General features: G+C 44.4%; 25 protein-coding genes. 22 read left to right on the forward strand and 3 right to left on the reverse strand.

Annotated elements, in window-relative coordinates; all coding sequences use genetic code 11:
- The first annotated feature begins 554 nt into the window (after positions 1–554).
- A complete protein-coding gene (locus LGO15_RS03985) occupies positions 555–737 on the forward strand; it encodes a DUF3896 family protein (RefSeq protein ID WP_167833505.1) in 183 nt (60 codons plus the stop codon).
- 77 nt (positions 738–814) lie between these two features.
- On the opposite strand, the gene LGO15_RS03990 is transcribed toward LGO15_RS03985, so the two are convergent.
- Positions 815–1312, reverse strand: coding sequence for a hypothetical protein (locus tag LGO15_RS03990; protein ID WP_226086835.1), 498 nt, complete (start codon positions 1310–1312; stop codon positions 815–817).
- A 97-nt stretch (positions 1313–1409) separates the two neighbouring features.
- On the opposite strand from LGO15_RS03990, the gene LGO15_RS03995 reads away from it, so the two are divergent.
- From LGO15_RS03995 to LGO15_RS04015, 5 genes are all read left to right on the forward strand, one after another.
- The gene (locus LGO15_RS03995) at positions 1410–2018 is read left to right on the forward strand and encodes a vWA domain-containing protein (protein ID WP_226086836.1); all 609 of its coding nucleotides are present in this window, start codon (positions 1410–1412) and stop codon (positions 2016–2018) included.
- Positions 2005–2574 carry a DUF4352 domain-containing protein gene (locus LGO15_RS04000; RefSeq protein WP_226086837.1) on the forward strand — a complete coding sequence of 190 codons (570 nt, stop codon included), beginning with the start codon at positions 2005–2007 and terminating at the stop codon, positions 2572–2574. Before LGO15_RS03995 ends, LGO15_RS04000 begins: the two co-directional genes overlap by 14 nt.
- Before the next feature lie 228 nt (positions 2575–2802).
- Positions 2803–3855, forward strand: a complete 1053-nt coding sequence (locus tag LGO15_RS04005) for an ELKS/Rab6-interacting/CAST family protein (RefSeq protein WP_226086838.1) — start codon at positions 2803–2805, stop codon at positions 3853–3855.
- Between the two features lie 101 nt (positions 3856–3956).
- Positions 3957–4643: a response regulator transcription factor gene (locus LGO15_RS04010; RefSeq protein ID WP_167833510.1), complete on the forward strand. Its 687-nt coding sequence runs from the start codon at positions 3957–3959 to the stop codon at positions 4641–4643.
- Positions 4627–6027, forward strand: a complete 1401-nt coding sequence (locus tag LGO15_RS04015; protein ID WP_226086839.1) for a HAMP domain-containing sensor histidine kinase — start codon at positions 4627–4629, stop codon at positions 6025–6027. Before LGO15_RS04010 ends, LGO15_RS04015 begins: the two co-directional genes overlap by 17 nt.
- Positions 6028–6057: 30 nt before the next feature.
- Here the strand turns inward: LGO15_RS04015 and LGO15_RS04020 are convergent, their stop codons facing one another.
- Positions 6058–7125 (reverse strand): GIY-YIG nuclease family protein, encoded by a 1068-nt coding sequence (locus LGO15_RS04020; protein WP_226086840.1) that lies wholly within the window; start codon positions 7123–7125, stop codon positions 6058–6060.
- A 240-nt stretch (positions 7126–7365) separates the two neighbouring features.
- On the opposite strand from LGO15_RS04020, the gene proC reads away from it, so the two are divergent.
- Positions 7366–8214: a pyrroline-5-carboxylate reductase gene (proC, locus tag LGO15_RS04025; protein ID WP_226086841.1), complete on the forward strand. Its 849-nt coding sequence runs from the start codon at positions 7366–7368 to the stop codon at positions 8212–8214.
- A gap of 57 nt (positions 8215–8271) precedes the next feature.
- Here the strand turns inward: proC and LGO15_RS04030 are convergent, their stop codons facing one another.
- Entirely contained in the window at positions 8272–8748 is a 477-nt protein-coding gene (locus LGO15_RS04030; protein WP_167833514.1) for a hypothetical protein, read from the reverse strand.
- 178 nt (positions 8749–8926) lie between these two features.
- Here LGO15_RS04030 and LGO15_RS04035 point away from each other — a divergent pair, with 178 nt between their 5' ends.
- The 15 genes from LGO15_RS04035 (at position 8927) to LGO15_RS04105 (ending at position 25665) form a co-directional block, all read left to right on the forward strand.
- Positions 8927–10648 (forward strand): ABC transporter ATP-binding protein, encoded by a 1722-nt coding sequence (locus LGO15_RS04035; protein ID WP_226086842.1) that lies wholly within the window; start codon positions 8927–8929, stop codon positions 10646–10648.
- A 68-nt stretch (positions 10649–10716) separates the two neighbouring features.
- Positions 10717–10944 (forward strand): hypothetical protein, encoded by a 228-nt coding sequence (locus LGO15_RS04040; protein ID WP_167833516.1) that lies wholly within the window; start codon positions 10717–10719, stop codon positions 10942–10944.
- Between the two features lie 457 nt (positions 10945–11401).
- Positions 11402–11785, forward strand: coding sequence for a GntR family transcriptional regulator (locus LGO15_RS04045; protein ID WP_167833517.1), 384 nt, complete (start codon positions 11402–11404; stop codon positions 11783–11785).
- A complete protein-coding gene (locus tag LGO15_RS04050; protein ID WP_226086843.1) occupies positions 11785–12687 on the forward strand; it encodes an ABC transporter ATP-binding protein in 903 nt (300 codons plus the stop codon). Before LGO15_RS04045 ends, LGO15_RS04050 begins: the two co-directional genes overlap by 1 nt.
- Positions 12665–13414 (forward strand): hypothetical protein, encoded by a 750-nt coding sequence (locus LGO15_RS04055; protein ID WP_226086844.1) that lies wholly within the window; start codon positions 12665–12667, stop codon positions 13412–13414. Before LGO15_RS04050 ends, LGO15_RS04055 begins: the two co-directional genes overlap by 23 nt.
- Positions 13411–14100, forward strand: a complete 690-nt coding sequence (locus LGO15_RS04060; protein ID WP_226086845.1) for a hypothetical protein — start codon at positions 13411–13413, stop codon at positions 14098–14100. The genes LGO15_RS04055 and LGO15_RS04060 overlap by 4 nt, the downstream gene beginning before the upstream one ends.
- A 91-nt stretch (positions 14101–14191) precedes the next feature.
- The gene (locus tag LGO15_RS04065; protein WP_226086846.1) at positions 14192–15247 is read left to right on the forward strand and encodes an aromatic acid exporter family protein; all 1056 of its coding nucleotides are present in this window, start codon (positions 14192–14194) and stop codon (positions 15245–15247) included.
- 154 nt (positions 15248–15401) lie between these two features.
- Positions 15402–17477 carry a hypothetical protein gene (locus tag LGO15_RS04070; protein WP_226086847.1) on the forward strand — a complete coding sequence of 692 codons (2076 nt, stop codon included), beginning with the start codon at positions 15402–15404 and terminating at the stop codon, positions 17475–17477.
- Positions 17478–17501: 24 nt separating this feature from the next.
- Positions 17502–19466 (forward strand): beta-propeller fold lactonase family protein, encoded by a 1965-nt coding sequence (locus LGO15_RS04075; protein WP_413231369.1) that lies wholly within the window; start codon positions 17502–17504, stop codon positions 19464–19466.
- Positions 19467–19646: 180 nt separating this feature from the next.
- Positions 19647–20597: an ABC transporter permease gene (locus LGO15_RS04080; RefSeq protein WP_226086848.1), complete on the forward strand. Its 951-nt coding sequence runs from the start codon at positions 19647–19649 to the stop codon at positions 20595–20597.
- Positions 20590–21540 carry an iron chelate uptake ABC transporter family permease subunit gene (locus tag LGO15_RS04085; RefSeq protein ID WP_167833525.1) on the forward strand — a complete coding sequence of 317 codons (951 nt, stop codon included), beginning with the start codon at positions 20590–20592 and terminating at the stop codon, positions 21538–21540. Before LGO15_RS04080 ends, LGO15_RS04085 begins: the two co-directional genes overlap by 8 nt.
- The gene (locus tag LGO15_RS04090) at positions 21537–22298 is read left to right on the forward strand and encodes an iron ABC transporter ATP-binding protein (protein WP_226086849.1); all 762 of its coding nucleotides are present in this window, start codon (positions 21537–21539) and stop codon (positions 22296–22298) included. Before LGO15_RS04085 ends, LGO15_RS04090 begins: the two co-directional genes overlap by 4 nt.
- An 18-nt stretch (positions 22299–22316) precedes the next feature.
- On the forward strand, positions 22317–23252 hold the full coding sequence (locus LGO15_RS04095) for a siderophore ABC transporter substrate-binding protein (RefSeq protein ID WP_226086850.1): 936 nt from the start codon (positions 22317–22319) through the stop codon (positions 23250–23252).
- On the forward strand, positions 23252–23554 hold the full coding sequence (locus LGO15_RS04100; RefSeq protein ID WP_226086851.1) for an antibiotic biosynthesis monooxygenase family protein: 303 nt from the start codon (positions 23252–23254) through the stop codon (positions 23552–23554). The genes LGO15_RS04095 and LGO15_RS04100 overlap by 1 nt, the downstream gene beginning before the upstream one ends.
- 512 nt (positions 23555–24066) lie before the next feature.
- Complete coding sequence (locus tag LGO15_RS04105; protein WP_226086852.1) at positions 24067–25665, forward strand: aspartate:alanine exchanger family transporter; 1599 nt, start codon at positions 24067–24069, stop codon at positions 25663–25665.
- Positions 25666–25758 lie beyond the last annotated feature (93 nt).

Here is a 25758-nt window from a genome sequence, read left to right on the forward strand (position 1 = left end):
GTATTCATTATACTGCAAACGTCTGACTAATCGACTTTTATTATTTGAAAAGGAAAGCTAGGTGTTCCTTCAGTCAGCTGATGAAGCTTTTAGAAAATGGCTCTGTTAAACCTGGCTGTTGATTTTCGTTCCAGGCGCTTCGCTTTCCGCGGGGAAGAATAATGAAAAATCCCAAAAGCCGGCTTTTTCATAAACCAATTCTTCCTTGCAGTAGGGGAGCCTCCTCGGCGCTTTATGCGCCTGCGGGGTCTCCCCATGACTTGCTCATCCCGCAGGACATTGATTGAGCTTCCTCGAATGTGCCCACGCACGATGGAAATGCGTTAGCATTTTCGGAGGAGTCTACGCGCCTTCCACTACAATCAACAGTGCTTTAAAACAACATTGGGCTTTAACAGAGCCTTGAAAAGAAATCAAAAGCTACATGTAAAAAGGCGGATTTTCACTAAAAGTTTCACAAATTATCAATAATTCAAATGATACCCAAAGGGGTTATCAGGATATAATAAAAATAAGAAAGAAAACGATTTCATTTTTCTGAAAGGGTGTTGGACATGAACTATCAGGAAGTCAAATCTCAATTAGAAGCATTGCAGATGCAGCTGGCAAATAAAATGCAGAATCCAAGCCTGTCTATAGATGAAAAAAATGAGCTTCAGAGAGCGATTGCAAACTACGATTATATAATTGAATTGACCTGCATGAATCATTTTGAGCGGGGAAAGGCCATTCACTAATAAACGAAGCCTGGAGGTGGTACCTCCAGGCTTCGTTTATGGAAAAATCTTGGAGCTAATGCTAGCACCATCGTGCTTTATAGGACTCCGCTTAATGGCTTCTGGCTGAAATAATCCAGGGCATAATTGACCTGGTCGATTTCATAGATTTTTCTTTCAATGCAAAACTGAATCACAAGATCGGATGTTTCACTGTCTGACAAAGAGTAGCCGGCAGAGCTTAACAGCTTGTCGGTTTCTTTTTTGTTGAGCTCAAGGGCCAGCGCAAGGGCTGTGACCGTGTTTTTACTCGGTTTGTATTCAGGGTTAGAGCGGATCTTTGAAAAAAGACGTCGGTCAAGGCCAGCTTTCTTATAGACCTCGGAGTCCTTGCAGCCTTTTTTGTCTATAAAGCCAAACAATACTTTCTGAAGAGTCGGCTTTCTCTTCTCGGCTATGAAGCTTTCAATCTCGAGCGGTGAAATGCTCTCAAGGACATAATCCTCTATGTGTCCAGCGGACTTTTCATAAAGAACAAAATTCATATTAAGATCGATATACTCTTGTAAATCTGCCAATATTTTTTGATCCAGCATGTGGCCAGCCTCCTTGAAAATGTCGCTTAACAGGCGACCAAAATATGGATGAATCTAGATATGATTATATCAGATTCAGCTTAGGAGGATGATAGTGATGAAGAATAATTTAACGGAAATCATTTTTTTGCTTGACCGGAGCGGCTCGATGGAAGGGCTGGAGAGAGACACAGTTGGCGGTTTCAATGCTTTTGTAAAAAAACAGACCGAACTGGAAGGCGAGACAATCCTGACAACGGTGCTTTTTGATGATCAATATGAAGTGCTCTGGAACGGGATTGATGCACGGGAGGCGAAGCTCACTGAAGATGAATACTATGTCCGCGGGATGACAGCGCTTCTGGATGCAGTCGGAAAAACAATACTTGATGTTGGCTACCGTCTTGGCAGAACCAGCGAGGAAAAGAGGCCTGGCAAAGTCATTTTCGTGATCACGACAGATGGCATGGAGAACGCGAGCAGCGAGTTCACATATGGAAAGGTGAAGGAACTGATCCGGCACCAGCAGGAAAAATACAGCTGGGAATTCATCTTCATGGGTGCCAACATCGATGTAGCCAAAGAAGCAGACAGCCTCGGAATCAATATGGAGAACTCCTTTAACTTCGAAGCCTCTGAAAAAGGAATTGAAAACATGTATGAAATGGTATCGGAATCCATTACCGAGAAAAGAATGAAGGGAATGTTTGAAGATGAAAATCTTTAAAAAATGGTGGTTCTGGTTGATTGCAGTTATTATCGTTTTTGCCTTAGCTGGGGGCGGAGGGGAAGAGGAAACAGCTACAAAGGTAGATCAAGCAGATGAAACCTCAGCTTCGGCAGCTGGAGAAACCTCTACTACCGCTAAAGAAGAAGAAAAAGCTCCGCCAGTAAAGGAAGAATTCGCAGTCGGGGAGAAGGTCCAATTAGAAGACAATGTGCTGACGGTCACCAAAGTTGAGAAATCAGCCGGAGGTGAATTTGACCAGCCAAAGGATGGACATGAGTATGTTGTGGTAACAGTTTTGATCGAGAATGCCGGCGATGAAAACATTTCATATAATCCTTTTGATTTTAAGATGTCGAACAGCCAGGGTCAAATCGTTGACCAGGCATTCACGACAATAGATACAAATACCGCACTTCAATCCGGAGAACTCGCACCCGGTGGAACGGTTACTGGCACAATCGCTTTTGAACAGCCAGCAGGAGATCCTGGCCTGCAGCTTCAATACACACCTAGCTTCTGGTCGGATAAGACAGTTAAGGTGAATTTGCAATGAGAGCAAGGGAGCGGCTTGGCCGTTCCCTGCTTTTGACGTCTTCCTGACATGTGAAACACTGTTTTACAGTGAATTCCCCAGTAGGTTCACTAGATTTTGTTTAGAAAATTTTTATATAAAATATTTCATCTGACATTTTGCTGACATATTACCAGAGTAAATTATGAGTATAAGGTTCATGTCCAATTTGAACCTAAAAATAGAAAGAATTACAGGAGGATGTCAGATATGAAAAAGAAATCAGTTATTGGCTTCACAATTGCAGGTGCATTATTGCTTGGAGGGTATGCAACTACATCGTTGGCGAATGATGACAGCACCACAAGCACAGCAGCAACTGTTAAAAGTTTTTTTGGAAAGGGTTTTGGCCATAAAGGATATTACGGAGGGAACTCAGAGGCGCTGATCGAAAAAGCAAAGGATCTTGGCATCAGTACATCAGGAAAAGATGCTCAAACATTAATGGGTGAAATTCGTGAAGCGACAATTAAGAATGAAGCAAAGGAACTTGGGATCAAGACAGACGGTAAGGATATCTCAACGCTGGCTGAGGAAGTCCAATTGGCGAATCTTAAGCAAAGAGCGAAGGATTTGGGTATTTCTGCTGATGGAAAAGATGCCGCAGCCCTCCACGATGCGATTCGTCTAGAGAACCTTAAGGATGAAGCGAAAGAGCTGGGCGTTTCAACGGATAACAAGGATGCACAGACTTTAATGGAAGAGATCCGGACAGCGAACTTGAATAAAAAAGCGAAGGAACTGGGTGTTTCTACTGAGGGCAAAGACCTGCAGACATTGCAGCAGGAAGTTCATACAGCTTATATCAATCAACAGGCTAAAAAGTATGGAATTACAGTAGATGGCAAGGATATCCGCGACATTGCGCAGGAGGTGCGGTCTGCTAAAGTAAAAGCAGATGCCAAAGAACTGAACATTACGATTGACGGCAAAACAATAGGTGAAATCGCCCAGGAAGTGCAGGAAAAGAAAGTCCTGAACTTGGCGAAGGAATTGGGAATATCCACTACCGATAAAGACACACGCCAGCTGATGGAAGAAATTCAGGCAAAGGATGCTGACAAGCTTGATGAGCTGTTCGAAGATGGAATCGGGAACCATGGAATGGGCTTCGGCCATGGCGGAGGTTTCGGAATGGGCAGCGGATTTGGACATGACGGAGGCTTCGGAAAAGGTGGAAAAGGCGGAATGGGACATGGAGGTTTCGGTGGTGAAGGTGGCCGTGGCGGCATGCACCATAGCGGCAGCGGAAGAGGATTTTAATTTCATTAAATAGTAAGGGTCCCCCGATATCAAGCGGGGGTTTTTCCTGTAAGATAGGAAGTAGAACAGTTCAAATATATAGGATGATGGGAGGGGCGGCGATGAAAAGCATATTAATAGTAGAAGATGAACAAACGATCTCAAGAGTGCTGGCAGTTTACCTGAAGCATGAAGGATATGAGATACTCCAGGCGTACGATGGCAAACAAGGTCTCCATTTATTTACTCAGCACCAGCCTGATCTTGTTCTGCTGGATGTGATGCTGCCTGAAATGGATGGCTGGGATGTTCTGAAGGAAGTCCGAAACATCAGCTCCTGTCCCGTCATTATGCTGACTGCCTTGGGGGACATTGACTATCGCTTAAAAGGGCTGAACCAGGGAGCGGACGATTATATTTCCAAGCCGTTCGTTGGTGAAGAAGTGGTTGCCAGGGTAAATGCCGTGCTGCGCCGTTCCTCCCAAGTTCTTGAAACGGAAAACATGAAACAATTTGGCAGCCTTAAGATCAATATGGATTCGCATGTCGTCTCCGTCAATGGCGAAAAAGTAGTGTTGACACCCAAAGATCTCAGCTTGCTGATTTTCCTTGCGGGGAGACCCAATCGAACCTTTACCCGGGAAGACTTGATTGAGAATGTCTGGGGGATGGATTATGACGGAAGCGATCGCGCAGTAGATCTATCGATAAAAAGAATCCGCCATTCATTGGCGGGTTGGCCCGCTTCACAGGGAGAGATCAGGACATTAAGAGGATTGGGGTATCAGTTCAGTGTTTACGAAAAATAAAAAGCACGTTCCATTGTTGAGGTATTGGACAACCAGATACCTGCTGACCCTGATTGGCGGGCTGCTTTTGCTCGGTGCCGGTTCGATGTGGTGGATAAAGGAAACAACGCTAGAAAACAGACTGAAGTTAATGGAGTACATGGCTGTTGAAACTGCCGACCGGGTCGCGCAGGCAGACGATTTCGGTGGTTTTGACAAAAGGATGGGAGACCCGACTAAATTTTTCGAAATGGAAAGTCAGCCACTGCTTTTCATTACTGATTTGAATGGGAATGTCCTGAATACAGGTCCAATGCACGGCGGGGGCGGCCCTCGTCATCTTTCAAGAAATGTTCCCTCGGAAATCCTTACAAGAGATGACAGCATTCAAAGGGTCACGGAAAATGGAACAGCTATTTATGTTGTTAAAGCGCCAATCACCATCGATGAGCTTCAGGCCGGATGGGTTGTCGTTATGCAGAACGCTGCTGATTTGACGGATGTTGACCAGGAATACCGTTTGTTGCTGATTTTACTGGTGGGACTTGGCTTGCTAGGATGGATTGTCATTTATCTTCTTACCAAACGAATCCTGAACCCAATCCAGGATGTAGCGAGGGCAGCGGCACAGGTGCGGGAAGGTGATTATGACATCACGCTGGATTCAAACCAAAAGGAACTTGAAATGTATGAACTGGTCACTTCTTTTAAAGAAATGACCCGCCGTCTGACCCAGCTGGAGCAAATGCGAGCAGAGTTGCTCGCGGGAGTCACCCATGACCTGAAAACGCCGGTAACCTCGATCAGCGGCCTCGTCCAGGCTGTGCGGGATGGAGTCGTGACTGGTGAAGAGCGCCAGGAGTTTCTGGATATCACCCTAAAAGAAATCCAAAGATTGCAAACGATGATTTCAGACCTGCTGGAATTCAACTCATTGGCAGCCGGAGCTTTTACGATTCGTACAGAAGATTGTGATATGAATAAACTCGTTGAGGATATCGGGAGGCAGTGGCAGGTCACACAAAATGAATTTGTTGATCTAAAGGTCATCACGCCTGACCACTCCATACATGCTGAAACGGATCCTTTACGATTGCAGCAAATCCTGATTAACTTATTGAATAACTCCTACCAGGCAATAGGGCATGATGGCAGCGTATCCCTCATTCTTTCAGAGGGAAGGATTGATGTGAAAGATACCGGTTCGGGAATTCCGGAAGAAGAGCAGGCGCTGGTGTTTGAGCGTTTCTTCCGAGGTGAGAAGAAAAAACTGAAAGTCAGGGGTCTCGGCCTCGGCCTGCCTTTCAGCAAAATGTTGGCCCGCTCGCTGGGGGCAGAGTTGATTTTAAAGGAGAGCAATTCAAGCGGTACGACATTTTCAATACTGTGGCCAAAAGAAACATAGAAAAGGGCTGCAACTATTTTTGCAGCCCTTTTAAGCTTTTAGTAATTGATTAATAGATGCATCCAGTTTCTCATTCTCACTGCCATCCAGCCATTCATCTGGAATGACGATGAATCTGGCATGGCCCCCATTTAAATAACTATAAATGATTTGGGCTTCATCAAGTTCCTCCTTGCCGATGACGGCAGATTTTCTTTTCTCACACTGCTGAAAAGATTCTAAGATGGTGTCCCTGATCTCCACTGTTAGCTGACTAAACTTCTCTGGACGGTATTCCTTACTAAAAATGACCTTATGCCCTTTGATCCGAAAAATCTTCAATGTGCGTTCGTTGATCCATTCAACCACGACAATATTCTTATTTCCTCCAGTGAATTGAATCATATTTTCCTTATACAAAAGGATGGAGAACGACTTCATGTAATTCCTGTATTTTGCTGCTTCTTCAAATTGGAATTCTTCGGAGGCATGATTCATCTTCTGCTCTAATTCGTCCAAAATCCCTGCATGAGATCCCTGGAGAAATGTAATGAACCTTTCCACAATCCTATTGTATTGCTCAACCCCTGATCTGCCTAAACACAGACCACTGCACTTCCCCAGGGTATAGTTCAGGCAAGGAGAACCCTTGAGTGGCTGAAGGCAGTCTATTTTGAAATACTCCTTAAAGTTTTCAATTGCTTTTTTTACATAAATGGGACTGGTATAGGGTCCAAAATAAATCGTTCCGCCATCAACGGATTTTTCAGATACGATTGAAATTTTCCGGAAAGGCCCGTCCATATTAATGGCAATATATGAGTACGAAAGATGGCTCTTCATTTTCTTGTTAAAAAGTGGCTTTAATTCTTTGATTAGTTTGCATTCAAGCATGAATGCCTCAAATTCCGTATCAGTATGCAAGACATGAAAATCATTTATGTTAGCGACCATCTTCTTGATTTTTTGCGGATGGGCTGCAGAGTTTTGAAAATATGATTGGACCCGCTTCTTGAGGCTTTTCGCTTTCCCGACATAAATCACTGTACCTTTGTAGTCTTTCATAAGGTAAACACCAGGAGTCAAAGGAAGGTTCTTGACTTTTTCTTTTATATTCATGTCCAATCCCTCAATTATCTCTTATTTCTGAATCCTTATATATCTTCATATTTTAGCATAAGAGGGGATTAGGGCTCTTTAGAAGCATATAAAGGTGGAATTCTTTAAAATGTTTCCGCTTTCATTCACTATCTCGCCCGTATGCTCCCGAATTACCTCGATCTCCTTGAATCTGATTCTGAGGATGTTACTATAGGTAACGTTGATAAAATACGAACGGAAATAAAAATTTTGAGGTGAATGCGGTTGTTAAAACATAAAAAAGTAGCATTTTTAGGTGCAGGGTCAATGGCGGAAGCAATGATTTCAGGTGTGGTCAAATCAGGCAAGATGCGTGCGGAAAATGTTTATGTGACGAACAAGAGCAATGCAGCGAAACTGGAGCGTCTCGAATCCAGATACGGAATCAATGCGATGCCTCAGAATGAATTGCCATATGCAGATATAGATATGTTTATTTTAGCGATGAAGCCAAAAGGAGCAGCAGGAGCTCTTGAGGCTTTGAAGGATCAATTAGTGCCCGGCCAGGTGGTTGTTTCGGTACTCGCAGGCATTTCAACAGGGTTCATGGAAGAAAACCTTAAGAGTGGCCAGCAGGTTGTTCGCGTCATGCCGAATACATCAAGCATGATCCAGGAATCAGCGACTGCTATTTCGCCAGGAATGCACACAACGGACGAAAACATCGAGGATGTAAAAGAGCTTTTAAGCAGCATGGGCAAAGTGTTCCTGATTGATGAGGAGCAGATGGATATCTTCACAGGCCTTGCCGGAAGCGGACCTGCTTATTTTTACTACTTGATGGAGCATATGGAGCGTGTCGGCAAGGAAAACGGCATGGACGAAAAAATGGCCCGTGAAATCATTGCCCAGACCATCCTTGGTGCGGCGAAAATGATCATCGAAAAAGACGAAACGCCAGAGGTGCTCAGGAAAAACGTCACCTCCCCGAATGGAACGACAGCTTCGGGTCTGAACGCATTAAGGAAATACAATGGCGGTATGGCGATCTCCCAGGCCGTCAACCATGCGGCGAACCGCTCGAAAGAGATCAATAAAGAACTCGAAGGTGTACTTGTTCCTTCATAACAAATCAATTCTTAAATTATAAAGCAAAAGCTCCCAGCTAATGAAGCCGGGAGCTTTTTACATATACAAACGGTAACCCCGCCATTTTTCGTAGAGGTACTGAAAGCCATACAATAAATACGCTTTGTAATGGAGATAGAAAAAGAATTGGAAATGGCTTAGCTTTTTCAGTCTTACGATCTTGAGTTTTTTTAGCACATCAATGAAAAAGAATGCGAAAATGCCGTCTGCAATGGCATTCAGTTTGATGAACTTTTTGAAATCCCCATAAGAATTTTTCAATAGCCACATTGATAGTGGCATATAAGGTCCGATGCTGAATGGTAGTTCATCCCTGAGGAATGACTTTCGTTTATTGTAAAATTTCCACCAGTTCCGCTTGTGCCCATACATATGGTTGATGATTTCAAAAATAATGATAAAAACTCCGGCAGCAGAGTATCGTTTAAAGCTTCTTTTGCCGATGAACAATAACGATAGCCATGGGACAAAAATCATTACAAGATTGAAAAGGAAGTGCCTCTTTGAAATCATCCGATGTCCTCACCTCAACTACTCAATTCTATCTATAAACTATCCATAAATTAGTAAAATTAACCGTGAATAAAATAAACGAGATAGAGTTTTCTTCTGAAAGAAAGTTTTCGTAATTATTGAAAAAGTAGCATTGTTTGGCATATAATCACTTGAAGATATTAAAGGAGAAACGAAAATGATACGGAGATTTTTTACTTATTACCGCCCTCATCGGCGGCTATTCATCATTGACTTTAGCAGTGCGGTGATTGTTGCTTTGTTGGAGCTTGCTTTTCCGCTCGCAGTGCAATGGTTTATCGATACCTTATTGCCTGGCGGAAACTGGAATATGATCGTGAGTGTAAGCGTCGGATTGCTACTGTTATACATCATCAGCACTTTGCTGCAATTCATCGTCAATTACTGGGGCCACAAGCTGGGAATCAACATTGAGACAGACATGAGGCAGCAGCTGTTCCAGCATGTACAGAAGCAATCATTCCGCTTCTTCGATAATACGAAAACCGGACATATCATGAGCAGGATCACCAATGATCTTTTTGACCTGGGAGAGTTGGCGCACCACGGACCCGAGGACTTATTCATTGCAGTGATGACCTTCGTCGGCGCGTTCTGGATCATGCTGACAATCAATGTCAATCTGGCATTGACTACGATGATCATCGTGCCATTCCTGATCTGGCTAATTACCTATTCCAATCTGAAAATGAACGCAGCGTGGAAGAATATGTACACAGACATTGCTGATGTGAATGCCAGGGTGGAGGACAGTGTTTCCGGAATCAGAGTGGTCCAGTCTTTTACAAATGAAGATTTCGAGATTGAGAGATTCACAAAGAATAACCGCAAGTTCCGCCGTGCCAAATTGAGTGCCTATAAGGTAATGTCCTTTAGTTCGTCCAGTATTTATATGCTGACAAGACTGATTGTCCTTGTTGTTCTCGTGTATGGTGCGTGGCTGAGTTTCCAGGGGACCTTGAGTTATGGAGAACTGGTAGGGTTCGTCTTGTATGTGAACGTACTTTTTAAGCCAATCGATAAAATCAGTGCAATACTAGAGTTGTATCCAAAAGGGATGGCAGGTTTCAAACGGTTTACCGAGCTGATGGATCAGAGTCCTGATGTGGTGGACAGGGAAGATGCAATTGAGGTCACTAGTTTGAAAGGGAATATTGAATTCCGCGATGTTACTTTCAGCTATGATGAAAATAAACCGGTTTTGGAAGGAATCGATCTGAGAATCAAACATGGGGAAACAGTCGCGTTTGTCGGCCCTTCTGGTGCAGGGAAAACGACGATTTGTTCATTGATTCCCCGCTTTTACGATGTGAACAGAGGCAGCATAACAATCGATGGCATCGATATCCGCGAGATGACGAAGAAATCGCTGCGCTCGCAAATCGGGATCGTCCAGCAGGATGTGTTCCTTTTTACAGGAACGCTGCGTGAGAATATTGCTTACGGCTCACTGGGGGCAACGCACGAGGATATCGTCAGAGCTGCGAAACAAGCGCACTTGGAGGATTTCATTGCTGCTTTGCCAGAAGGCTATGAGACGCAGATTGGGGAACGCGGCCTGAAACTGTCGGGTGGACAGAAGCAGCGAATTGCGATTGCGCGTATGTTCCTTAAGAATCCGCCGATCTTGATCCTCGATGAAGCGACATCTGCACTTGATACCGAGACGGAAAGAATCATTCAAAAAGCGCTTGGAGAATTATCGAAGAACCGGACAACGCTAGTCATCGCGCACAGACTGGCAACGATCAAAAGTGCCGACAGAATTGTCGTCGTCACGGAGGACGGGATTGCCGAAGAAGGAAGCCATGATGAGCTGATTCAACAGGGAGGCATCTTCGCGAACCTGCACAAGGTCCAATTCGAAACATCCATTTAGGGTTGGTTTATTTTTCCTGTATTTGATATGATAAAAGTAAAATCATGATAGAGTTGGAGTGAAGTTTCATGACAGGAGCTTTAACAGGGGCTTTAGGTATCATTATGGTATTCTCGATTCCGCTTGTCGCAATCATCACTAGCCATTATCAAAAAGTAGCCAAAATCAAACACAACATGATTAAAGACGAAATCGAGCTTGAAAGATTGAAGCATGAAAACTACCTGCTTGAAACGGAAAAAATGAAGCTGGAACTGATGAAGATGGAAAGCCCTTTGGACAAAAAAGTTTTATAGAATTTGCCCTCTCGTGAAATGCGAGGGGGTTTTTTTTATGTGGGAGAGGTCATCGTTTTATCCAAATTTAGGATGAAGGTGCAATTATCTTACTAAACGGTGCAATTAACATCCGTGACCGTGCAATTACGCCGATCAACTGTGCAATTATCACACTTGAAGGTGCAATTATCGCAGTTATCGGTGCAATAACCCGTAGGCCGTTCAAATAGGAGGGGGAACGTCAACTAATTCCCTTAATTACCACCCTTAATGGATTAATAGCATTTATTTAACCAGCTTTTTGTTGGCGGAAGGATATTACCCATTTCTACCGGCTTCATTTATTCACCCAATTAAGTCCACATCTGAAAAATTTCTTGGAATTGGTTAAATATCCCTTGTGATCTTGCATAATATGTTATATAGTACATTACAACAGTAATGCACTATATAGCCTGTTAAAGGAGGTGCGGGATTGATCCTTAATTCAGATAGCATGAAGCCGATTTATGTCCAAATTGCTGAGTGGCTGGAGACGGAGATTCTCAGCGAGAGTATCAAAAGGGATGAAAAGGTTTTTTCACAATATCAGCTTGCGGAAATGCTGAATATCAATCCGGCGACAGCAGCAAAAGGGTTGAATATTTTGGCGGATGAAAACATTGTTTATAAAAAGCGTGGTCTCGGGATGTTCGTATCGGAGGATGCGAAGAAGATAATCATGGCGAAACGGAGGAACCAGACATTGAAGTCATTGGTGGCTGAGTTGGTGCGGGAAGCGGAACATCTCAAGGTGACGGAAGAGGAATTGATACAGATGATCCAGGAAGCCAAACGGGATATGAAGGGGGAATCGTGATGAGTGTGCTGGAGTTCGAAAATGTAACCAAAACATATGGAAAGAAAAACGCCTTGGATAACCTTTCGTTTTCCCTCGGTGAAAATAAGATTACTGGCCTGATCGGCAGGAATGGGGCAGGAAAGACGACGATGCTGAAAATCGCGGCCGGTTTCATGCTTGAGAGTTCAGGCGAGGTCAGAGTGTTTGGAGAGAATCCATTCAATAATCTAACTGTGTCTGCCAACATGATCATGGTTGATAATGACATGAATCTGCCTGCTGCATTGAATCTTGGGGAGCTGTTGGAAACAGCGGGTGATTTTTATCATAACTGGGATATGAAATTGGCGCGGAATCTGCTGGATTATTTCCGCCTCGATCCGAAGCAGACACATGCCGGGTTATCAAAGGGTATGAGGAATACCTTCAATGCAATTATAGGCCTGGCGGCTCGATGCCCGTTGACCATTTTCGATGAACCGACGAACGGCATGGATGCGGGGGTCAGGAAGGATTTTTACCGGGCGCTTTTGAAAGATTATATCGCCAATCCCCGGACGATCATCATTTCAAGCCATCACTTGAACGAGGTGGAGGATATCCTCGAAGACATCCTGCTCCTGAAGGATGGCAAGCAATTTTTGCATATGCCAATTGAAGAACTGCGTGAATATGCGGTGGTTGTCAGCGGAAAAGAGGAAGGTATGAAAAACTGGCTGCGCGGCCACGAGGTATTTCACAAAAGCAATGCTGAATTCGGAAGGATCTATGCAGTGATTCGCAATGATCTATCCGATGACCAGATCGCCACAGCGATGAAAAACGGCCTTGAGTTCTCGACGATTTCTAACGAAGACCTCTGTCTGTACTTGACGAGCCAGGAGAAAGGCGGGATCGATGATGTATTTAACAAAGGTTAGTCTTTGGGATGTTGTAAAAAAACAGTTTCGCTTTAAATTGAAATCTTACCGTGGGGTATTCACTTCCTTAATGATGCTGCAAGTCATCGGACTTCTTTTTTCGCTAGGAGGAGAAGGAGGCAGCGGAGGAGGATCTGAGACTTTCAGTTATGATACAAACTATTACTCTGGCAACTTCATCCTTGCTTTTATGATGATCTGGGCTTTCATCTCAGCAATTGTCGTCACTACCCAGGCATATCGTTATGATGATTACTCTTTTGTGGCCAACAGGCTCAGCAGCCACTTATCGAATATCCTGTTCCTAGGCTGGGCAAGTATCATCGGTGGAGTTACATTTTTACTAGCAAGCCAATCACTGAAACTTGCAATATTATTTCAGCAGAACCGGGAATTCATTGAAAGCCAGCCAATGACCGTGCTGCAAATGGGAGAGGGTCTGGGTGCGACGATCTTATATTTGTTCCTGTTCACAGCGTTGGGTTATCTGGTCGGGATGCTAGTCCAAAGAAACAGAATTTTCATGATTATTCTCCCTGCACTCCTTTTTGGCAGTATATTTATGAATGTATTACTAGAAAGTGAGTCTACCCTTGTGATTGACATTGGCCAAATTTTTGTGAGAGAAACGTCATTTGTGCTGTTTTTAATCAAAGTGCTCCTAGCATCCTCGCTTCTTTATGGCGTAGCGGCCTGGATCTCGAATAGCCTGGAGGTGAGAAAATGAGTTTTTTCATCTTGATATTTTTCGTCTTGCTTATTATGGTGAGTTTTGGAAGTTTCTCGAAGGGATTCGCAGGTTCAAGATTCCTAAACGGAAGCGGGATCACAAAGGTTTTTACTGTATACCTGGTTGTTCTGCTGGCAGCGGGAATTCTATCATCCATGGTTCCTGTGGAGGGGACTTTAGAAGCTGAGTATTTGACTGATGAGGAATTAGCAGAAAACGATCGGTTGAATAGCGATATTTATTCTATAGTCGAATCGGGAAGGATTGAAGAGGCTGAAGGTCTGACCAAAAAAGAGAAATGGGATTTTCCGCTCAACGGCAAGCAACTGGACATAGAGTTCATGGGTCAGAATATCATGATTTTTATCGAGAAGGTTGATTCTCTTGAGGGGAAAGTCGAAGCGACTCATTACTCAACCTATTCCTATATTGATAATATTGATATAACCGATCGCTTCAAATCACCAGTTATAGAACTAAGTGAATCAACTTTAAAAATCTTGCCGACTGATCATGTGAATATAAAACTCGTAAAGTTTACGAACGCCTTTCCATTTACCCAATTCAGTGAAGATGGAGAACAATTCACCAGTGGATATGGCATGATGCAAGGATTGGAATTCATCTATATCACTGTCCCGGCTGGTACTGAGGTCAGTGGAGATGGATATGTGGTCAATTAATCAAGGAGCCCCTCTCATAATGGGGCTCTTTTTCACATCTGCTGGCCATACGGTATAATGAGTGTATGTAATGATAAATGAGGAATGCAAAATGTCCATACTGAAAAAATTCAATTTTGTCGGAGGAAGGGTTCTGAAAACGGGGATTGCTGTGTTTATTACGGCATTGATTTGCGAGCTTTTAGGCTGGCCGCCGATGTTCGCCGTGATTACAGCAATCGTGACAATTGAACCTACCGCGGCAGATTCGATAAGAAAAGCATATGTGAGATTCCCGGCATCAGCGATAGGAGCGGCTTTCTCGGTCGTCTTCAACTTTGCCTTCGGCGACAGTCCGCTAACTTATATGCTCGTTGCTGTCGCGACGATTATTGCCTGCCACAGGCTGAGACTTCAAGATGGAGCACTCGTAGCAGTCCTGACCGGCGTCGCCATGATTTCTACTGTCCATGACCACTATCTGTCCAGCTTTTTCATCCGGCTTGGAACAACTTTGACCGGATTGACGGTGTCGACCCTGGTGAACCTGCTTGTGATACGACCTGATTATTCAAAATCAATCAAGGCAAAAATCCAGCGCCTGATTGTGGAAACGGGGGACTTGATAGAAGGCAGGGGAACGGAAATTACGAGGCATCAGCCGTTGCACCGAGAGACACGAGCTGACTTCATGAAAATCCTGAAGGACATGGAAGCGATTGAAACACTATGCAAATACCAAAAGAAAGAATGGAAGCTGCACCAATTCGATCGGAAGGATATGCGGAACATCCATTATGAATTCAAGAAACTGACGATTATGAGACAAGTCCATTATCATGTTGGAAATCTCGTTTCGCTCCCCTCGTTGCACCTGCCCGAGACCAAAGCTCAGGTCGTCGAAAATATGGTGAAATCGATCAAGTCAGCCTTCCAAGATCCTGATTTCGCAATGGATGAATCTCATGATGCCATCGTCAAAAAACTGCTGGAACTACTGAGACATGAGGTAGATGAGCGGGAAGCAAAATCTCACCGGTTTTCCGAAGAAACGGTCATCTATTATGAGCTCGTCTCGATTCACGACCTGCTGGAGGAGTTGAACCAAATTCACAAGTTTGAAATCAGGCATCAAAAATTGCTTGAAAAGTCATTGGAAATGAGCTGAAGCTTCCTTGGAATGGGGAGCTTTTTCTATTTAACTAGAGTTGTTACAACTTTATGAATAAAACAATATTAAGTTGTCTAGGTTGTTAACCTGCTGTATAATGAGAATCGTTATCATTGAAAATAATTATCAACTACAGTGAGGTACTATCCATATGGAAAAGAAAACATTGAAGAAAATCGCATCAATCTCAATAGCAGGAAGTCTGCTTTTTGCTGCTGGCTGTACTGAGGAAAGTGCGAAAGAAGAAAGTTTGTCTCCAAAAGCCGCTGAAGATAAAAAAGAGTATTCCGTCAAAGTAACCGATTATCATTTCGATACTGCGGCAAACATGTTTGCCTATGCGGAGTTCGAACTCTCCGGAGAACCTTTGCTGGAAGGGCTGGGAGTGGATTTGGATATCCTGGATCCTAAGGAAGTCGATCAGCCTTCAAAATTTGATTACACTGCCGGTATCGAAGCCTATGAATATTCCGAGGAAGCGATGTATGAAGTAACGGAAAAATCAGGGCTGGGGCTGCACCTGATTAATGGTCCGGTTGTCAGTGAAATGGCAAAGGAAAAAGGCCAAGAAAATCACGAGGTTCTGGCGGAGCGTTATTATGAGCTTGCTGATGCAGTAGGATATCCGCGTGAAGAAATTTTCTCGAATATGTTTCCGACTCTGATCGAGTATTCGAATGGTGACCCGCATTATATCACGGAAGTGGATACAGAAGAGTATGCTTCTGGTGATGGAGATACATATGTTCCTAACTATCAAGTAAACTTCAAGTCTCTTCGCTGGGATCGCGAAAAAATGGATAAAGTGTTGAATCCGGCTGCCTATGGAGGAACGTTTTTAAAGCAGGCCCTGTGGGCAGGGGATTTCCTTGGCGGTTTCCATACAGTGGACCAGGATGAGGAGCTTGAAGGGGAAACACCGAATGACGATAAGGATGAAAATGTTGCGCTTGGTGTAAGTTCACCAGACGGCATGCAGGGAATGTTCCTTGTTGAGGGAATCTGGAATAAGCTCAACTTTATTAAACAAGGACTTTTTTACAATGGAAAAGAGCTGACTTCAGCGGGCATTGGAAGCCAGTACGATCCTGCTAAAGGTTTTGTCTACCTGCCTCATAAAATTGAGGTTGAGGAAGATGGAAATGACCTAATGCCGAATGCCAAGTCTATGAAACTTGCAGACAGCCGAAGCCTGTTGAATGACCAGTGGCTGATGCTCTGGCCTGCAGCTGAATTTTACGGTATGACGGACCAGCGGGCAGAGAATCCAAATGTTGCCCCTTCATTCAGGGCACTATTGGATGGCAATCCATATCCTTCAGCTCCAAAAGAAAACATAGATAAAGAGAATCAAAATGATATAGAGTCGACTGATCCGTATTCTGTCAATAAGGATGTCCTGCTTCACGTCTTTAAAAACATCGATGCAATGCACTTCAATAACGATGAAGGAACATTTATCACTGAACATGATGGAAGCAAGCAGGGGAACTATGTAGACACATTCCAGGCGGGATACACAATTGAATCTCTAAGAATCTTCCAAAGAGCGATTGACGGGTTGCCGGTTGGCTACGCAAGCGGAGAAAGCGCAGACGGACTGGGCACTGAGGAAGGACAGCGTGCGATTGAATTGATCAAGTCCCAGGCAGATTTTATCATCGATGAACTAATCATGGAAAATGGATTGGCTGCAAAAGGTTATACCATTGGCGAGGGTGAAGACAGCGAAGAATCATTACAGGCACAGCTTGGCGCCATCCGCGGCCTGACCGGAGCGTACCTTGCGACAAAGGATGAGAAGTATCGTGATGCTGCGCGTAATATCTATGTGGCAATGGATGAAAAACTTTGGGATGAAGATGTGAATGCTTATAAAACCGGCAAGGATGAAATGAAGTATGATGCTTATACTGCCGGAGGAGTAGCGGCTGTGTTCAGGGTTGCCATCAACAATTTAAGCAATAATGAAAGCGACAAGGAGCAGCCTGAAGCTTTAGAAATCGATACAATCACTTCTCGTTACACCGAGTTTTTTGATTCTGTCATTGATGGTCCAAGTCTTGAAGAAGGCATGCAGGCAAGCGAATTCTGGGATACTGGTGATTTTTATTTCAACAAAGGAAAGTTAGGCAACACAGATAAAGATCATGTTCCGCAAATTCAGGCTGGGCACGGAAAATACGGTATTTCACCTGTTCTGTTGCCGGTTGAAATCAAGAAATAGATTACTAAATAAAGAGGCGTTCCTATGAAAAAGCTGATTCTGTTCCTTTTAGCCGGGCTGATTGCTGTTTCTATCGCAGGCTGTACAAAAAAAGCGAGTGGCACGATGGAGTTTGACATCACTCGTGATTATGCGGTGAACAGCAATAATATCATCATGAATAAAAAAGGCACGATGATCTATACGGCTAACATCGATATAAGTACTGTTTCATTCTTTGACACGAAGAAACAAAAGGTAGTGGCTGAGGTCAAGGTAGGGAGAGAACCGAGGCAAATGACACTTAGTCCGGATGAAAACTATCTCTATGTAGCCAACATGTATGATAACAAAATAGATATTGTTTCGATTAAGGATAAGAAAGTGATCGGGTCGCTTGAAACAGGAATAGAACCCTTTGGCGTCGTAACAAGCCAGGACGGTAAAACTCTTTATGTTGCAAATTACCGTTCTGGTACCGTTTCAGTTTTCGATTTGCAGCAAAAGAAGCAAGTTGAAGAGATTGAAGTGGGAGACCGCCCGCGTTCGCTGGCAATAACGGCTGATGGCAGCAAAATTTATGTGCCGCAGTATTTAAACGGCAGCATTACGGTCATTGATACAGTTGGTAATGAAGTGGTGAAAGAAATCCAGCTAGCCCAATCTCCTGATAAAAGCGATGTCAAAAAGAGCCAGGGTATACCCAACTCTCTTGAACAATTCGTCATCAGCCCTGACGGGAAAACAGCATGGGTACCTCACATGCTGACCAATATCGATACACCGATCCACTTTGAGGAAACCATTTTTCCGGCGATCTCCGTCATTGATCTAGAACGTGATGAGGAAATAATTGATAAAAGGAAAGAGCTGTTTGATGAAATCAACGTTTCTGACAGCAAAAACCAAACAATCATTGTATCCAATCCGTATGATATTGTGTTTAAACCAGATGGCAGCAAAGCGTATGCGGTCATGTCGGGCAGCGAGGATTTAGTAGTGTTTGATCTTAATCGAGGCGGTAATGCAACACAGATTGTAAGACGAATCAACGGGGACAACCCAAGGGGAGCGGTCGTTTCTCCAGATGGTGAAAGCCTGTTTGTCCATAACGCCATGAGTCATGACATGTCTGTTCTAAAAGCTGGTGGAGGCACCTATTCACGAGTCAAAGCAGCTGGTGAAAATATTGCATTAGTCTCTAACGACCCAATGGACCCGCTTGAACGGGAAGGCAAAAAGATTTTTTACAGTGCAAACAGTGATGAATATGCCGCTGAAATTACCGGGAATAACTGGATGAGCTGTGCCTCCTGCCATGCAGATGGGGACATGAATGGTCTGACGCTGCTGACACCTAAAGGCCCGCGGAATGTTCCGAGCAATGTGCTGACTACAAAAACGGGACTTTTCATGTGGGATGGCAGCCGTGATGACTTTGAGGATTATCTTTTGACGGTCCAGGGGGAAATGGGCGGAATGATGAAGTACGATGCAGGCAACCCGCTTCCTGAAGATATTGCCCATATGTATGACGCGATGTTTGCCTTTTTGGATAACCCGGAGTCATTCCCGCCTCCAAAAAGTCCATACCGTTTGAAGGATGGAGAGCTGTCTGAAGCAGCGCTCGAGGGCAAGGAATTGTTCGAAGGCAAAGCAGGCTGCCTTTCCTGCCATGGAGGCAACAATTTCACCGATAGTGTCAAAGCAGTGGACCGAAATGGCCAGCTGACCACAGACAATCAGGATTTTCTCTACGATATCGGCACCTCGAACACTTTGGATAAAGAATCAGCAGGAGATGCAAGAGCAGCGATGAAAAATCCCCGTGATCAGAAGCGTTTCGATACACCGACACTCAGAGGAGTGTGGGCGACTGCACCTTATTTCCATGATGGTAGTGCGAAAACATTGGAAGATGCAATTTCTCGCCACAACACGAAAGAGTTGTCAGGTTTAACGAGAGGGGAGATCACGAAGATCGCCGAATATGTTGGTTCCCTTGAATAGTTAGGAAGCTCCTCTTGTTTATAAGAGGAGCTTTTCTAATTTAATTGGTTATAATATCCAAACTAAATGATAAAAATTCTCAATTACTTATTGACTTTTTTTATTAAGAAGATTTATTATTTAAATAGGTTAACTGATAATGATTATCATTATCTATCGATAGAGATTAGGAGCATGGCCATGAAAAAGCGTTACTTGATTACATCTTTGATTATCCTTTCATTGCTCTCCCTGTTTGTGGGAGTGAGCAGCATAACGCCGATGGAACTGCTTGATTTTCAATTGGAAGCAACGGAAATCTTCCTGATCAGCAGGGTACCGCGGCTGATTGCCATCCTGCTTGCCGGTGCGGGGATGAGCATTGCCGGTTTGATCATGCAGCAGCTTAGCCGTAATAAGTTCGTATCACCGACAACGGCGGGCACGCTCGATGCGACGAGATTGGGCATTCTCGTTTCGATGCTGTTTTTTGCAAACGCGTCCACGATGGAGAAAATGCTGATTGCGTTCGTATTCGCACTGGCAGGAACATTTTTGTTCATGCAAATCCTTGACCGGATTAAGTTCAAGGACGCGATTTTCATTCCGCTTGTCGGAATGATGCTGGGTAATATCCTATCATCCGTATCGACATTCTTTGCTTACAAAGCCGATGTCATCCAGAACATGTCCGCGTGGCTGCAGGGTGATTTTTCGATGATCATGAAGGGGCGCTATGAGCTGCTGTACATAAGCATTCCGATCCTCGTGATTGCCTATTTATTCGCCAATCGCTTCACGGTGGCAGGAATGGGAGAAGATTTTTCGAAGAACCTGGGACTCGCCTACAAACGGGTCGTCAACATCGGATTGATTCTTGTCGCGCTGATTACGGCTACAGTCGTGCTGACGGTTGGAATGATTCCTTTCCTCGGGCTGATCATCCCGAATATCATCTCGATTTTCAAAGGCGACCATTTGCAAAAAACATTGCCGCATACGGCTTTGTTGGGAGCGAATTTTCTACTGGTCACAGACATCCTTGGCCGTGTGCTGATTTATCCTTACGAGATTTCAATCTCCTTGATGGTCGGCGTCATCGGCAGCGGAATTTTCTTGTACCTGTTGTTTAGGAGGAAGGCATATGCGTAATTCAGTCAAATTAATCCTCCTAGTTTTAATCGCAATGGGTGCGAGCGCGTTGTATTTGTTCCATGACCTGAATGGCAGCTTCGATTATGCCCTGCCTAAGCGGGCGATGAAGGTGGCCGCGATGGTGATCACAGGAGTAGCAATTGCCTATTCAACCGTCGTATTCCAGACGATCAGCCACAATCGCATCCTGACACCAAGCATCATCGGACTGGATTCTCTTTACATGCTGCTGCAGACTGTGCTGATCTTCTTCCTAGGTTCCGGCCATGTGACTGTCGTCAATAAACAGGTGAACTTCATTTTAACAGTGGCTATCATGGTTGTGTTTGCCTTGCTGCTTTACCGGCTTCTTTTTAAAAAAGGAAGTCAGCCAATCTACTTTCTGCTGCTAGTCGGAATCATCGTTGGAACCTTTTTCTCCAGCATTTCGACATTCCTACAGGTGCTGATTGATCCAAATGAGTTTCAGATTGTGCAAGATCGGATGTTTGCCAGTTTCAACAACATCAACACCGACCTGGTGTGGCTGGCAATTGCCCTGATTGTCCTGCTAATCATTTATGCCTGGAGGTTCACAGCCTATCTCGACGTGCTGTCGCTCGGCAGGGAGAATGCGATTAATCTGGGAGTTTCCTATGATTCTATTGTAAAAAAAATGCTCGTGCTCGTTGCCGTATTCATTTCGATTTCCACCGCCCTTGTCGGACCGCTTACTTTTTTAGGTTTGATTGTTGCAAATCTATCCTATCAAGCTTTCAAAACATACAAGCACAGCGTCCTGATCAGCGGAGCAATTTTAATCAGTGTGATTTCCCTAGTTGGCGGCCAATGGGTCGTGGAAAGAGTCTTCACCTTCTCCACCACGCTTAGTGTCATCATCAACTTCGTCGGTGGCGTCTATTTCATCTACTTACTGCTGAAGGAGAGTCGATCCTCATGATTTCAGTTCGTTCACTGTCCAAATATTACGGAAAAAAGAGTGTCGTTGAAGATGTGACTGTCAACATCCAGAGAGGCCAGATCACTTCGTTCATCGGGCCGAATGGCGCCGGAAAGTCAACGCTGCTTTCGATGGTCAGCCGGCTGCTCGATGCCGATTCCGGGGAAGTTCTCATTGACCAAACCGATGTCCGGAAGATGAAGTCGAATGAATTTTCCAAGGTCGTCTCGATCTTGAAGCAGTCGAATTACATGAATGTTCGCCTGACAATCCGAGAGCTCGTTTCGTTTGGAAGGTTCCCTTATTCAAAAGGGAAGCTGACCGAGGAGGATGAGCGGTTCGTCGACCAGGCAATTGAGTACATGCATCTGACCGAGATGCAGGACAGTTACCTCGACGAGCTGTCAGGCGGTCAGAAGCAGCGTGCGTTCATCGCGATGGTCATTGCCCAGGATACAGAGTACATCCTGCTCGATGAACCGTTGAACAACCTGGATATGAAGCATTCGGTCCAGATCATGAAAATCCTCCGCCAGCTTGTCGATGACCTTGGCAAAACCGTCGTCATCGTCTTGCATGATATCAACTTTGCCTCCGTGTATTCGGACCGCATCGTCGCACTAAAGGATGGAAAAGTCGTCAAGGATGGCCCAACGAGGGAAATCATCCAATCTGACGCCTTAAAAGAAATTTACGATATGGATATCCCAATCCAGGAAATGAACAATTGCCGGATCTGTGTTTATTTTAATTCTTAGTAAAAGGGGAGAAATACCATGAAAAAACTCTATTTATTTACTTTAGTTTTATCCATGATTTTTGCATTAGCAGCTTGTGGCTCAGAGGAAAAAGCAGAAACTGCATCAGCCGGAGAAGCAAATGAAATGACCATCAAACATGAATACGGAGAAGCAACGGTCAAAAAGAACCCTGAAAAAGTGGTCGTATTCGATTTTGGTGTTCTTGATACTCTTGATGAGCTAGGTGTAGAGGTTACCGGTGTGCCACAGGCCATCGTTCCTGAATACCTGGAAAAATACGCTGGCAAGGAATACACAAATGTCGGAAGCTTGAAAGAACCGGATTTTGAAGCCATTCACGCGATGAAGCCAGACGTCATCTTCATTTCTGCAAGACAGGCTGAATTGTACGACCAGTTCGCGGAGATCGCACCTACCGTTTTTGTTGGCATGGACTATACAAAGTATATGGAATCCTTTGAAAAGAACATGAAACTGATTGGTGAGATTTTTGAAAAAGAAGAGGTCGTGACGGAGAAATTAGCGGAAGTCAATAAGAGCATTGATGAAATCAATAAGGAAGCTTCTGCTGCGGAAGAGAAAGCATTGCTTGTGCTAGCGAATGAGGGTAAGGTCAGTGCTTACGGTGCCGGTTCCCGATACGGGTTCATTCACGATGTATTCGGATTCAAGGCAGCAGATGAAAAGATCGAAGCATCCACTCACGGTCAGAGCATCACTTTCGAATATATCCTTGAGAAAAACCCTGGTATCCTGTTCGTCATCGACCGTACCGCAGCAGTAGGTGGCGAAGTCGGCGCGAAGGAAACTATCGAAAATGAACTAGTGAAAAAGACGGATGCCTTCAAAAACGGAAAAATCATCTACCTTGACGGCACAAACTGGTACTTGAGCGGCGGCGGCCTGCAGTCTATGAAGTCCATGATCGATGAAGTGAGGTCGGCACTATAATGTTCTATCAAATTAAGAGAATACTAGTCAAAGAAGGACATTCCAGCCAGGTAATTGAACGCTTTTCGAAAAAAGGCATGTTGATCGAGCAGCAGCCCGGATTTTTAGATAAACAGGTTCTCGTTAAAAAGAGCCGCCGTGGCGATGAAGAAATCATGGTCATGATCAGCTGGCAATCAGAGCAAGACTGGAAGAATTGGGAGAAGCATCCCGACCATATCGCCGGGCACAAAGCAAAAATCGGCCAGCCAAAACCAGGTTATATCCTTGAATCCTCCCAAGATATCTATGATGTCATGTAAACGGAAAGAGACTCAGCAATGGGTCTCTTTTTCAATTGGGAAAAAAGAGCGATATTTTCCAATTCGCTATATAAAATGAAAAGTCGCTATATAAAAGATAAACTCGCTATAAAAGAAGAAAAGTCGCTATATAAAAGGAAAACTCGCTATATTATCGAAAAAACCGCTATATTAATTAAAAGGTCTCTATTGCAAGGGATATTTTACTCTAAAAATAGAGGGTTTAGCTTACCAATTTATATTTTTGAAGTTCGCCGCTAATAAATTATGCATTGAAAATGCCAATCTTCCAACGTTGAAGCGGCAAAATACGGTTTACAGATACCTTTTTTGAGGAAAACGCATAAAGGCTTGAATATGAGAGCGTTTCCATCAGCTTGATGTTGTTTTGTGCTAAATTCGTCACTGACTGTTTAGGAAAAGTTTTGGCATCATGATATTCTAGATTGTATAGATTTTCACAATCGTTATCGCAATCGCAATCACAATCACGATCATTGGAGGAACCATCTGTGGACGGCATAATTGGTTTGCTAGAGGAACCATTAATTTTACTATTTGTCATATTATTTCTTGGCTCGGCGCTGGGAGAAATTAAAATACGAGGACTAAGTCTTGGAACATCAGGTGTCTTGCTGGCGGCAATGGTATTCGGCCATTTCGGCTACCAGGTGTCGCCGGTCATCCAGCAGCTTGGCCTCGGCTTATTTATCGTGGCAGTTGGCTTATCCGCTGGACCGCGCTTCTTCCGGATGATGAAAACGAGCGGAATCGTCTTTGGAATCATCAGCTTGTTAATCGTTCTCGTTGCATCAGTCACGACGATTGCTGTGTCCAAGCTGTTCAATCTGTCTCCGGCCCTAAGCATCGGAATCATGACCGGGGCGTTGACGAGTACACCTGGACTTGCGGCGGCACTGCAGGCAACTGGAGATCCGCTCGCTTCGGTCGGCTATGGGATTGCCTATCCATTCGGCGTGCTAGCGGTTGTGCTGTTCGTACAGCTTTTGCCACGCGTGCTCAAGGTGGATTTAGCGGAGGATCTGAAAAAGAAATCTGGCCCAGTTCGCAACGATGAATCACCTGAAGTCATCACCATCGAGGTGACGAATCCATCTATCAATAAAAGAACCTTAAAAGAATTGGAGTTCAATCAATATAATACTGTTGTCATCAGCCGCGTCATCCGCGGGGACCGGAATATCATCGCTCTCAATGATACGGTTATTTTAGTGGGGGACAGGCTCGTTGCCGTCGGTCTGAGGAGTGACTTAGAACGCTTATGCCAAGATATCGGCACAGAGGTCGATACTAATTTCGAGAACCATGATCATGTTGAGCTTCGCAAGGTCACAGTCGATTCACTGGAATTGATAGGGAAGACGATCAGGGAGCTTGAATTAAGGCGGACATACGGAGTGACAGTTACGCGGATTGAACGCGGCGGTTTTGAATTCAACCAGAACTCGAAATGGCGGCTGGAACGAGGGGATGTTTTGACACTCGTCAGCAGTAAAGACCGTTTGGATGACGCCGAAAAGCTGTTCAGCAGGAAGAAGCTGACGGTCACGAATATCCATATCCTGTCGCTAAGCTTAGTGTTGCTGCTGGGAGTGCTGGCCGGTATGATTCCATTCCATTTCCCAAAGCTTGGAACAATTACGTTTGGTGTTGCTGGCGGACCGTTGTTCATCGCCTTGATCATCGGCCATTTCGGAAAACTCGGTCCCATCCATGCGCGCTATTACCAGCCATCAAACCAGGTCATCCGAGATATCGGACTCGTTTTATTCCTTGCCGGCGCTGGTACTACTGCTGGAAAAGGAATCGTGCAGGTCATTCAGCAGGAAGGATTCAACCTTGTCATCGGCGGCGCGATTATTACAATTTTGCCAGTCGTAGCCGGCTTTTTTATCGCAAGAAAGCTTTTCCGATTAAGCATCATTCACTCTTTAGGAGCATTGTGCGGCGGAATGACCAGTACACCCGGACTCGGCGCAACCAACCAGCTGATGGATTCCGAAGACCCCGCCATAGCATACGCAGCAGCGTACCCATTCGCGCTCATCTCAGTTGCCGTGGCGTCACAGATTTTAATTTTCTTTTTATAACATAAAAAACTCCGGCAGGAAGGAATTCCAGCGGGAGTTTTTTTATGACGGACAAAACTTGGCTGGAAAAGAAGAAAAGTGTCCATCATCAGG

This window comes from Mesobacillus sp. S13, assembly GCF_020422885.1.
GTDB lineage: Bacteria > Bacillota > Bacilli > Bacillales > Cytobacillaceae > Mesobacillus > Mesobacillus selenatarsenatis_A.

Excerpts from the sequence above, each read along its gene's own strand:
- LGO15_RS03985 (WP_167833505.1), top strand. The coding sequence starts at position 555 with ATGAACTATCAGGAAGTCAAATCTCAATTAGAAGCATTGCAGATGCAG.
- LGO15_RS03990 (WP_226086835.1), bottom strand. The coding sequence starts at position 1,312 with ATGCTGGATCAAAAAATATTGGCAGATTTACAAGAGTATATCGATCTT.
- LGO15_RS03995 (WP_226086836.1), top strand. The coding sequence starts at position 1,410 with ATGAAGAATAATTTAACGGAAATCATTTTTTTGCTTGACCGGAGCGGC.
- LGO15_RS04000 (WP_226086837.1), top strand. The coding sequence starts at position 2,005 with ATGAAAATCTTTAAAAAATGGTGGTTCTGGTTGATTGCAGTTATTATC.
- LGO15_RS04005 (WP_226086838.1), top strand. The coding sequence starts at position 2,803 with ATGAAAAAGAAATCAGTTATTGGCTTCACAATTGCAGGTGCATTATTG.
- LGO15_RS04010 (WP_167833510.1), top strand. The coding sequence starts at position 3,957 with ATGAAAAGCATATTAATAGTAGAAGATGAACAAACGATCTCAAGAGTG.
- LGO15_RS04020 (WP_226086840.1), bottom strand. The coding sequence starts at position 7,125 with ATGAATATAAAAGAAAAAGTCAAGAACCTTCCTTTGACTCCTGGTGTT.
- proC (WP_226086841.1), top strand. The coding sequence starts at position 7,366 with ATGCGGTTGTTAAAACATAAAAAAGTAGCATTTTTAGGTGCAGGGTCA.
- LGO15_RS04030 (WP_167833514.1), bottom strand. The coding sequence starts at position 8,748 with ATGATTTCAAAGAGGCACTTCCTTTTCAATCTTGTAATGATTTTTGTC.
- LGO15_RS04035 (WP_226086842.1), top strand. The coding sequence starts at position 8,927 with ATGATACGGAGATTTTTTACTTATTACCGCCCTCATCGGCGGCTATTC.
- LGO15_RS04040 (WP_167833516.1), top strand. The coding sequence starts at position 10,717 with ATGACAGGAGCTTTAACAGGGGCTTTAGGTATCATTATGGTATTCTCG.
- LGO15_RS04050 (WP_226086843.1), top strand. The coding sequence starts at position 11,785 with ATGAGTGTGCTGGAGTTCGAAAATGTAACCAAAACATATGGAAAGAAA.
- LGO15_RS04055 (WP_226086844.1), top strand. The coding sequence starts at position 12,665 with ATGATGTATTTAACAAAGGTTAGTCTTTGGGATGTTGTAAAAAAACAG.
- LGO15_RS04060 (WP_226086845.1), top strand. The coding sequence starts at position 13,411 with ATGAGTTTTTTCATCTTGATATTTTTCGTCTTGCTTATTATGGTGAGT.
- LGO15_RS04065 (WP_226086846.1), top strand. The coding sequence starts at position 14,192 with ATGTCCATACTGAAAAAATTCAATTTTGTCGGAGGAAGGGTTCTGAAA.
- LGO15_RS04070 (WP_226086847.1), top strand. The coding sequence starts at position 15,402 with ATGGAAAAGAAAACATTGAAGAAAATCGCATCAATCTCAATAGCAGGA.
- LGO15_RS04075 (WP_413231369.1), top strand. The coding sequence starts at position 17,502 with ATGAAAAAGCTGATTCTGTTCCTTTTAGCCGGGCTGATTGCTGTTTCT.
- LGO15_RS04080 (WP_226086848.1), top strand. The coding sequence starts at position 19,647 with ATGAAAAAGCGTTACTTGATTACATCTTTGATTATCCTTTCATTGCTC.
- LGO15_RS04085 (WP_167833525.1), top strand. The coding sequence starts at position 20,590 with ATGCGTAATTCAGTCAAATTAATCCTCCTAGTTTTAATCGCAATGGGT.
- LGO15_RS04090 (WP_226086849.1), top strand. The coding sequence starts at position 21,537 with ATGATTTCAGTTCGTTCACTGTCCAAATATTACGGAAAAAAGAGTGTC.
- LGO15_RS04095 (WP_226086850.1), top strand. The coding sequence starts at position 22,317 with ATGAAAAAACTCTATTTATTTACTTTAGTTTTATCCATGATTTTTGCA.
- LGO15_RS04100 (WP_226086851.1), top strand. The coding sequence starts at position 23,252 with ATGTTCTATCAAATTAAGAGAATACTAGTCAAAGAAGGACATTCCAGC.